Annotated in this window: 1 protein-coding gene; it reads right to left on the bottom strand. The window is 67.1% G+C overall.

What is annotated here, in order from left to right:
• Positions 1 to 84 precede the first annotated feature (84 nt).
• Positions 85 to 1,347 carry an IS701 family transposase gene (locus ACH4EW_RS32445; RefSeq protein WP_398263153.1) on the bottom strand — a complete coding sequence of 421 codons (1,263 nt, stop codon included), beginning with the start codon at positions 1,345 to 1,347 and terminating at the stop codon, positions 85 to 87.
• Positions 1,348 to 1,412 lie beyond the last annotated feature (65 nt).

Here is a 1,412-nt window from a genome sequence, read left to right as displayed (position 1 = left end):
TTGGTACGGGTTGGCCGCATATGGAGCAGGCGCCGGTCCAGGTGGCCAGGAGGGCCTGGAGTTCGCGTAGGACCGCGTAGAGGGTCAGGCCGGCGCAGGGGCTTTTGGGTCGAGTCTGAGCATGGTGCAGAAGGCCTGGGCGAGGGCGGCGAGGGTGACGTGACGGTGCCAGCCGAGGTAGTTGCGTCCTTCGAAGTGGTCCAGGCCCAGGGCATTCTTGAGCTCGCGGTAGTCGTGCTCAACTCGCCAGCGGATCTTGGCAATTCGCACGAGTTCCCGCAGCGGAGTGTTGGTGGGCAAGGTGCTCAGCCAGTGGTCGGTGGGCTCGGTGGCGTCGTGGGGCCATTCGGCGAGCAACCAGCATTCGGGCAGGGACCCGTCGGTGTTCTTGCGAATCGATCGGTTGGCCGGACGAACTCGTAGCGACAGGAACCGCGAGCGCATGTCGGCGTTCGGGTTGCGCTTGGTGGCCTTGCTGCCCTGGCGCCATGTGATGGTGCGGGCTGAGGCTTGTCCGGCTGCCAGGGCCAGCGCGCGCAGGGTGGTGTGCGGCTGGGGGTAGGCGGACACGGGAGGGCGGCCCTGTCCGGAGTACGGCGGGCGTTCGGGTCTCGCGTCGCCCGGGTAGGCGGTCGTGATGGCCTTGACCGCAACCGTGTAGGTCAGACCACGCTCGGTCAGGCCCTCGCGAAAGCCCGTGGCGTCGCCGTATCCCGCGTCGGCGACGACTGGCAGATCGGGCAACTCCCAGTCCCCGCGAACCTCGTCGAGCATGTCCAGGGCCAGGCGCCACTTCTCTCGATGCCGTGCTGCGTCGGGGATACCCGCCCTGGCGCGGCGGCACCTGATCGCCTCGGCCAGCAGCGGGTCCTCGCCGTGCTTGGCGTCGTCCCAGCTCCCTGGCAGGAACAAGCGCCAGTCGACGGCCGAGGACGCACGGTCACTGACCAGGTTCACACTGACCCCGATCTGGCAGTTTCCACGCTTTCCCAGCGCTCCGCAGTACATCCGTGCCACCCCCGGGGAGTCGTAGCCGTCCTTGGGGAAGCCGACATCGTCGATGGCATACGCCTCTGGGGCGATGTGCGCTGCAGCCCAACGTGCCAGCCGCTCACGAACCTTGGAATAGTCCCAGGTCGAGGAGGACACGAACTGCTGGAGCTGCTGGTGGTCCACCCCGAGGCGCTCGGCCATCGGCTGCATCGACTTGCGCTTGCCGTCCAGCAGCAGCCCGCGCACATACAGCTCACCCTTGGCTCGCTGATCCCGACGGGCCAGCGAGCCCAGCGTCTCCGCCGCGAACGCCTCCAGGCGCGGGCGGACCGTCTCCATCTCCTCAGGTGTCACACCTGACAGAAGATCACAACCTAACCGAAGGTGATGAATCGGGGTACCTAACAAAGCCCTACTAG

It is taken from the genome of Streptomyces sp. NPDC018000 (genome assembly GCF_044328025.1).
Classification (GTDB): domain Bacteria; phylum Actinomycetota; class Actinomycetes; order Streptomycetales; family Streptomycetaceae; genus Streptomyces.
Note: the sequence above shows the minus strand (reverse complement) of the source record. Positions and strands in the feature narration are given on the sequence as shown.